The organism is Acetatifactor sp., assembly GCF_982438285.1.
On the sequence record NZ_CEWDFQ010000155.1, the window covers coordinates 1 to 7,222 of the forward strand.

8 protein-coding genes and 1 pseudogene are annotated in these 7,222 nt (G+C 43.2%); 8 read left to right on the forward strand and 1 reads right to left on the reverse strand.

Annotated elements, in window-relative coordinates:
• From AC1WIP_RS08915 to AC1WIP_RS08935, 5 genes are all read left to right on the forward strand, one after another.
• The coding region (locus AC1WIP_RS08915; protein ID WP_481141512.1) for an ATP-binding protein at positions 1 to 472 on the forward strand (472 nt) is incomplete at its 5' end.
• A 140-nt stretch (positions 473 to 612) separates the two neighbouring features.
• Positions 613 to 768: a cyclic lactone autoinducer peptide gene (locus tag AC1WIP_RS08920; protein ID WP_481141513.1), complete on the forward strand. Its 156-nt coding sequence runs from the start codon at positions 613 to 615 to the stop codon at positions 766 to 768.
• A gap of 14 nt (positions 769 to 782) precedes the next feature.
• The gene (locus AC1WIP_RS08925) at positions 783 to 1,343 is read left to right on the forward strand and encodes an accessory gene regulator B family protein (protein WP_481141514.1); all 561 of its coding nucleotides are present in this window, start codon (positions 783 to 785) and stop codon (positions 1,341 to 1,343) included.
• Between the two features lie 65 nt (positions 1,344 to 1,408).
• A complete protein-coding gene (locus AC1WIP_RS08930; protein WP_481141515.1) occupies positions 1,409 to 3,475 on the forward strand; it encodes an extracellular solute-binding protein in 2,067 nt (688 codons plus the stop codon).
• Between the two features lie 20 nt (positions 3,476 to 3,495).
• Positions 3,496 to 3,870: a hypothetical protein gene (locus AC1WIP_RS08935; protein ID WP_481141516.1), complete on the forward strand. Its 375-nt coding sequence runs from the start codon at positions 3,496 to 3,498 to the stop codon at positions 3,868 to 3,870.
• Between the two features lie 75 nt (positions 3,871 to 3,945).
• Here the strand turns inward: AC1WIP_RS08935 and metF are convergent, their stop codons facing one another.
• Positions 3,946 to 4,800 (reverse strand): methylenetetrahydrofolate reductase [NAD(P)H], encoded by an 855-nt coding sequence (metF, locus tag AC1WIP_RS08940; protein ID WP_481141517.1) that lies wholly within the window; start codon positions 4,798 to 4,800, stop codon positions 3,946 to 3,948.
• 131 nt (positions 4,801 to 4,931) lie between these two features.
• Between metF and AC1WIP_RS08945 the strand changes: the two genes are divergently transcribed.
• The 3 genes and pseudogenes from AC1WIP_RS08945 to AC1WIP_RS08955 form a co-directional block, all read left to right on the forward strand.
• The gene (locus AC1WIP_RS08945) at positions 4,932 to 5,747 is read left to right on the forward strand and encodes an AAA family ATPase (protein ID WP_481141518.1); all 816 of its coding nucleotides are present in this window, start codon (positions 4,932 to 4,934) and stop codon (positions 5,745 to 5,747) included.
• Positions 5,748 to 5,771: 24 nt separating this feature from the next.
• A complete protein-coding gene (locus AC1WIP_RS08950) occupies positions 5,772 to 6,980 on the forward strand; it encodes a VWA containing CoxE family protein (protein WP_481141519.1) in 1,209 nt (402 codons plus the stop codon).
• A gap of 14 nt (positions 6,981 to 6,994) precedes the next feature.
• Positions 6,995 to 7,222: pseudogene (locus tag AC1WIP_RS08955) on the forward strand (tyrosine--tRNA ligase); the annotation flags it as partial.

The following is a 7,222-nucleotide window of genomic DNA, read 5'->3' on the forward strand; positions in this document are numbered from 1 at the left end:
GGATTACATAACGGATATGAAAGATTTTTTGGATAATCCGGATGAAATAGTAAGCTCAGGAAATAGAGAAATTGATAGTGTGTTAAATTATCAACTGTTAAAGGCTAAAAATACTCTAAAGCAAGTAAATGTAAAGGTATCTCTTCCAGAAGAAATTTCTCATTCTTTTGATGTGAATACAATTCTTGGAAATTTGTTGGAAAATGCTATAGAGGCGGCTAGTATGACGAAAGAACAGTCCTTGAAGGTGTTGATACAATATGAAAAGGAGGTTTTACATATTGCTGTTACCAATAGTTACAACGGAAATTTACTACAGGATAATGGTATGATACTTACAACAAAGAAAGATTTAAGCTATCACGGAATTGGTCTTAAGAATGTAAGGAAAATTGTAAAAAAATATAATGGCGACATGGAAATTATACCAAAAGATAAAGACTTTTGCGTTGAAATCATGTTGTATTTATAAAGAAGGGTGTTGCCTTACCTATGCGTTAGAGCAATATCCTTTTTTTGCCGAATTTTGACACGAAAATATGCTATTTATAACAAGATGCGGCACAAAAATTTTTTTTTGTTATAATACAAAGAAGAAAGGAGGGAAGCACAATGAAACATAAGAAAAAGACAAGATACAGAGCATGGGAAACTGCTTTAGCTGAAATTGCTAAGAAGACAGCTAGTCTGGAGGCTAATTCGGCATGTATAATTTGGTCATATCAGCCAGCACCACCTAATGAGTTGAAAAAGCTGCGCAAATTTTGAGACGGGTCAGGCTATTGACAAAGTATTTGTATAAGGCAGGAGCTGTTGCTGCAGAAGACATGGAAGTGGTGCAATATGGTTTGGAAACTTTTGTGGAGAATATGTTTGGGTTAGGCACTATAGTGTTTATAGGAGGATGTTTCGGACATTTACTTAGCAGTTTTATTTTATGGCTTCTTATATTTCCATTACGGAAATTTGCAGGCGGATTTCATGCAAAGACTAGAATAAATTGTACACTCTTATCCATTAGCATGTTACTTTTCACATTTGCTATTTTTATTGCAAAAGAGTGGTCCGTTTTTACATATTCAATGATTATGCTGGTGATGTTCGGGATTGTATATGTTATGGCACCTATAGATACCCCAAATAAACGATTAGATTGGAGAGAGTATCAAGTTTACCGCAGACAGACAAGAGGTATATTAGTTGTAGAAGGGGGATTGTTTGTCTTGGCAGTTGTGCTCAGAGTAGAGGTTCTATACACAGCAGTAGTAATGTGTTTCTTTATCGTGGCTGTATCGCTTGTTGCGGGAAAGATTGACAATCATGTGAAGAATATAAGAAATTAGGTTTAATTTGAATTGCAATTCTCATGGTTTATGTTTTCGGTTTTGGTATGAATAAAGGGTTATGTATGAAAAAGCTCATAATGTATATTGTGATTGTAATTGCTGCATTATGTATGACAGCGTGCGGCAATGACAGGCAGGATGTGGATGAAATTGTATATAGCATTGAATATGCCAGGGAAGAGGCTCTTGCGTTGCCAAGACAGGTCTTGGTCGGACAGAATGGCATATGGGTATTGACGGCGGAGAAAGAGAATTGTCTGCATCATATCAATGAAAATATGACTTCCGTAGAATGGAGGGAAAAAGAAGAGGAATATATTATTGCTCTGGCTGTGGGAGAAAATACGTTGTACCTTTGTGTCGGCAATGGAAAAGATGCACAAATCCGAAAAATGGGAAATGATTATCAATGGGAAGCGCTGACAGACATTTCTTCAGCAGATATGGGCAGCAATGTACAAGATATTTCTGCTTTCTGGGTGGATAGCGAAGAAAATTTGTACTTTGTAATGGGAAATAATATCGTTGCTCTGTATGATGAAGGAAAAGTAAGCAGTCTGAAGGGAGAAATAACCTGTGCAGCTTTTTTGGAGGAAAAGGAATCCGGAAAAGTCCAATGCCTAGCAGGCACTTATGAGGAAATAAAGTTGTCGGACATAGGAAAAGATGGAGTTGTTGAAAAATGGAGCATAAATTATCCTTGTAGACAAAATATTCAGGTTTTGTACAGTGATGATGCTCAGATTTGTTTGACGGCCGATAATAACCTACTGTGTATAGAAAGAGCTTCCGGCAGAATTTTGTCAGAAGCAAATCTTTTGAGAAGCGGGTTATCGTCTACAGAAATTTATGCCGGTTATATAGAAGAGCAAGGTCTGGAAAACGAAAGAATCCATCTATTTGTGAAAAGTGAAAATGGGAATTTGGAGCTTTACGATTTGGAGCGGCAGAAGTCGGTTAATTCAGAACAAAAAAACCAAATCGTTTATGGGACGTTTATGATAAACCATGTAATGCAGGAGCAAATTGTAAAATTCAACAGAGAGAATGAACAGTATTATGTGACGGTCAGGGTTTATGGAAATGGAGACATTGAAAGCGGGAAGCTGAAGCTGCAGGCAGAGCTGGCAGGAGGAGATGCTCCGGATATCATAGATTTGTATTTTTTCAATGATTATTATGCTTATGCAGAGCAAGGATATTTGCAGGATTTAACACCTTATTTGAATGAGAGCATGCACGGTGAGGAGATTCTGTGGAAAATAGTGGAAGCTTATCAGGTTGACAAAAAAACATATGCTTTGATACCCCATTATACATTGTCAGGGATAGTGATTTCTCCTGCGGATTCCCCCAAAATAGATGAATGGAATTTGCAGACGATGTTTGACTTAATTGAGGAAAATGCCGGTGAGAAAAATATTTTTGTGGATTCCTCTGCCAGCCAGATGTTGTCGTATGCTCTTTGGGGAATGAAGGAAGACTTCATCCAGCAGGATACAGGAAAGGCGAATTTTGCATGCGAGGAGTTTATGCAATTATTGCAGTACTGCAAGCAGTATGGAAATGAAGAAGTGCCTTTTCATCGTTCTGTATCCATGGAGGAAATGGCGGAGCAAACCTTATTTCTCAATATGACATTGTCCTCTCCATATGATTATATGACATTGTTTGGCAGTTATGGCCGCGATGTGAAAATATATGGTTATCCTACTGCCGAAGGACAAAGGTATATTGCCAATATGTCAGTGGATGCTTGCGGAATTTATGCAAAAAGTGAGAATAAGGAAGGGGCCTGGGAATTTTTGAAGACATTATTGGATTCTGATTACCAGGAGAAGGAGGGGGTCGGCTGGCCCATATGCGAAAATGCTTTTGAGGCTTCTTGGGAAAAGGCAAAAAACCAGAAAATTCGAATAAATAATGCAGATATAGATTCTGTAAAGGACAGTGAAATTGCTGTCTTTGAGGATATCATACAACACGGAGAATTTCAAAACGGTATATTGGATGCAAAAATAAGAAGCATCATATTAGAGGAGGCAGAAGTCTTTTTTCACGGGGACAAAAACGCAGAGGAGACTGCGCAAATCATACAAAGCAGGGTGCAGTTAATATTGGATGAATAGATTGTGGAAAGAGAAAAAATATGAGAAAAGTAAAAAAACTAATGGTGAGCTTTTTATCTGTTGTTATGCTATGCTGTAATATGATGTATGCAAATGCAGCAGAAATTAATGACCGAGCAGTTGAAAGCGCTAATGGAGATACTGTCATTGAAAGCTATTGGACGACGGATGCATATGGCGATTCTATGTATGTAATGTTTACGTATAATTATTCAGATGGAAATTCTGTATATAGGTCAGGATTTTCTCATACGACATCTGGTGGAAAAACTTGGAGTGAAAGTCTTAAAGACACTTATGCAGGAGATACTTTATATTCAACTGCAACTTTAACGTGTGTTTATTCTTTTAGCTGTAGTGCATGGTGCGATATTTACGGACAAACCGGACATTAGTTCAATATAAAATCATTCATCCAATATTATATATGGAGCTGACATTTCTGTCAGCTCCTTTTTCAGAGGTCATAATCATCTAATTGCCGCCACAATTGCCGTCGCTGTCTTAGGTCTGTTCATAGTATATATGTGAATGCCGCAAACGTCGTTTGCCTGCAGATCAAGAATCTGCCGGATAGCGTAGTCGATGCCTGCCTTGCGCATATCCTCCGGGTTGTCCCCGTAGGCGGCTACGATATCGGAAAGTGCCTTGGGGATGCTGGAGCCGGAGAGGGAAATGGTGGTGCCGATCTGCTTTGGCGTGGTGATGGGCATGATGCCTGCGCAGATAGGAAGGGTAATTCCCTTAGCGGCAGCTTTTTCCCGAAAGGCATAAAAAGCGTCGTTGTCAAAGAAAAGCTGTGTGATCAGAAATTCTGCGCCCGCCTCCTGTTTGCGCTTTAAATTCTGCAAATCAGATTCCATGCTGAAGCACTCGAAATGCTTTTCCGGATAGCAGGCGCCAGCCAGATGCAGATGGGAGTGCTTCTTTAAGAAGGCCATCATATCGTTTGCATGGGCGAAATCTCTGTTTTCAAATTGTTCGTCTGTCATATCCCTGGGACGATCCCCGCGAAGGGCAAGCACATGGCTTATGTTGTTTCGGGCAAGCTCTGCGCATACGCTGAGAAGATCCTCTTTTCGGCTGCCTACACAGGTCATATGAGCCAAAGCGTCAATATGCAGTGTGTTCTGGATGTAAGAGGCAATCTCCACTGTTTTTTTGGAGCGGCTTCCTCCGGCGCCGTAGGTAACGCTGATGAAATCGGGCTGCAGGCTTCCCAGAGCGTCCAAGACCTCAAAAGCCGCTTCAAATTCTCCGTCCTTTTTTGGGGGAAATACTTCAAAGGAGAGGGTCCTTTTTTGTTTGAATAAGTCGGTTATCATAAAATATGCTGTCCTTTCCGTAAATATTTATGTGCCGCTGCCGGCATGATATTTTCATATATTTCTTGATTTTGGAACAGGAATATCGTAACATGATGGTAAATGAATTTCAAGAAAGAAATGAGGACAATATGGAAAATCAGGGATTTCAGGGAACCAAGGATTATGTGGCCAGCGATGAGCTTATGGCAAGCGTAAATATAGCCATTGCGTTGAAAAAGCCCCTTCTGATCAAGGGAGAGCCGGGCACGGGAAAGACCATGCTGGCGGAGGCTGTGGCAAAGGCGCTGAGCAGGCGGCTGATCATCTGGAATATCAAGTCCACCACAAAAGCGCAGGAAGGCCTGTATGTGTACGACACCATACAGAGGCTCTACGACGGACAGTTCGGCGAGGAGGGTGTTGATGATATTGCAAAGTATATCAAGCTGGGCAAGCTGGGAGAAGCCTTTGACAGCGAGGAGCAGGTGGTGCTTCTGATCGATGAAATCGACAAGGCGGATCTGGAATTTCCCAATGACCTTCTCTGGGAGCTTGACCAGATGGAGTTTTATATTCACGAAACCAAAAGAACCGTAAAGGCGAAGCACCGTCCCATTGTAATCATCACCTCCAATGCGGAAAAGGAGCTGCCGGACGCCTTCCTGCGCCGCTGTATTTTTCACTACATCGATTTCCCCTCCAAGGAGCTTATGGAGGAGATCGTAAGGGTGCATTTCCCAGATGTGGAGGAGCATCTGCTTAAGAACGCCATGGAGGTGTTCTATGATATCAGGTCTATTCGGGATATCCGCAAAAAACCAAGCACCTCGGAATTGATTGACTGGGTCAATGCGCTTCAGATCGGCGGAATTTCTGCGGATACCATAAGGAGCGCGCTGCCCTTTGTGGGTGTGGTGGTAAAAAAGGACGAGGATCTGGAGCTTGTGAAGCATTCCGGCGTTTAACCGGGAGAAGGAAAGAGGAAGCCGATGTTTATAAACTTTTTTGAAAATCTGCGCTCCAAGGGGCTTAAGGTGACTTTAGGAGAATGGCTGACTTTGCAGGAGGCTCTGGACAAGGGGCTGTGCGGCAGCTCCCTTACGGGATTTTATTATGTGGCGCGCATGATTCTGGTAAAGAGCGAGACCGATTTCGACAAATTCGACATGGCCTTTGAGGAGTGCTTTAAGGCTGCGGAGCACGAGACTGAGGTGGGAGCGGAAATGCTCAGATGGCTGGACAAGTCCGATATGATGGAGCTTGCCCACGAGGAGGCCAGAAACCACTTAAACCAGATGGAGGATATCCAGGTGGACAAGGAGGACGTGGAGGAGAAATTCAGACAGCGCTTAAAGGATCAGGACAGCGAGCATAACGGCGGCAGCTTCTGGATCGGCACCATGGGAAAAACCTCCTTTGGAAATATGGGCGGCAATGTGGGCGGCGTCCGTGTAGGCGGAAAGACCGGCTATCAGTCTGCTTTTTCCGTAGTGGGCGCCAGAAAGTACAGGGATTTCAGGGACGACAGAGTGTTAGACAACAGGCAGTTTCAGATGGCTTTTAGAAAGCTCAGGCAGTTTTCCAGCCGGCTTGACATTCCGGAGACGGAGCTTGATATTGAGGGTACTGTGGACAAGACCTGCAATAACGGCGGCTGTCTGCAGATCGTCATGAAAAAGCCCAGGAAAAATGCGGTGAAGCTTCTGCTGCTCATGGACTCCGGGGGCACCATGATCCCCTTCAGCAGTCTTTTGAATGATCTGTTCCAGGCGGTGCATAAGTCCAATCATTACAAGGATGTAAAAACCTATTATTTTCACAACTGTATTTACAGCAAGCTCTATAAGACCCCGGAGTGTGAGAATGGGGACTGGGTGGATACAGAGTGGGTGTTCCGCAATGTGGACAGCGACTATAAGGTGATTATCGTAGGCGACGCGGCCATGGCGCCGGAGGAGCTTTATTCCGACACGGGCAATTACAGAGGGCCAAACGGAGGCCTGTCCGGCTATGAATGGCTGAAGCTGTTAAAGCGCAAATATAAAAAGGTAGTCTGGCTCAATCCCAAGATGGCGCCCGGGAAGGCTCCCTGGCGGGAGGCTGAGACCGCTATCAAGGAAACGTTTCCCATGTATAAGCTGACGGTGGACGGCCTGAACCAGGCCATGATAAAATTGATGGTAAATAAAGGAAGATAAAGGAGCAGAAAAAAATGACGGTATTTGAAGAATTGAAGGCGAGAGGGCTGCTGGCGCAGCTGACGGACGAGGAGGAAATCAAGGAGTTAATCAATAATGGAAAGGCTACCTTTTATATTGGCTTTGATCCTACGGCGGACAGCCTTCATGTGGGGCATTTTATGGCGCTGTGCCTGATGAAAAGGCTGCAGATGGCCGGAAATAAGCCCATTGCGCTTTTGGGAGGCGGTACGGGCATGATC

Bases quoted from the DNA above. Each gene is read 5' to 3' on its own strand.
- AC1WIP_RS08920 (WP_481141513.1), top strand. From the start codon at position 613: ATGAAACATAAGAAAAAGACAAGATACAGAGCATGGGAAACTGCTTTA.
- AC1WIP_RS08930 (WP_481141515.1), top strand. From the start codon at position 1,409: ATGAAAAAGCTCATAATGTATATTGTGATTGTAATTGCTGCATTATGT.
- AC1WIP_RS08935 (WP_481141516.1), top strand. From the start codon at position 3,496: ATGAGAAAAGTAAAAAAACTAATGGTGAGCTTTTTATCTGTTGTTATG.
- metF (WP_481141517.1), bottom strand. From the start codon at position 4,800: ATGATAACCGACTTATTCAAACAAAAAAGGACCCTCTCCTTTGAAGTA.
- AC1WIP_RS08945 (WP_481141518.1), top strand. From the start codon at position 4,932: ATGGAAAATCAGGGATTTCAGGGAACCAAGGATTATGTGGCCAGCGAT.
- AC1WIP_RS08950 (WP_481141519.1), top strand. From the start codon at position 5,772: ATGTTTATAAACTTTTTTGAAAATCTGCGCTCCAAGGGGCTTAAGGTG.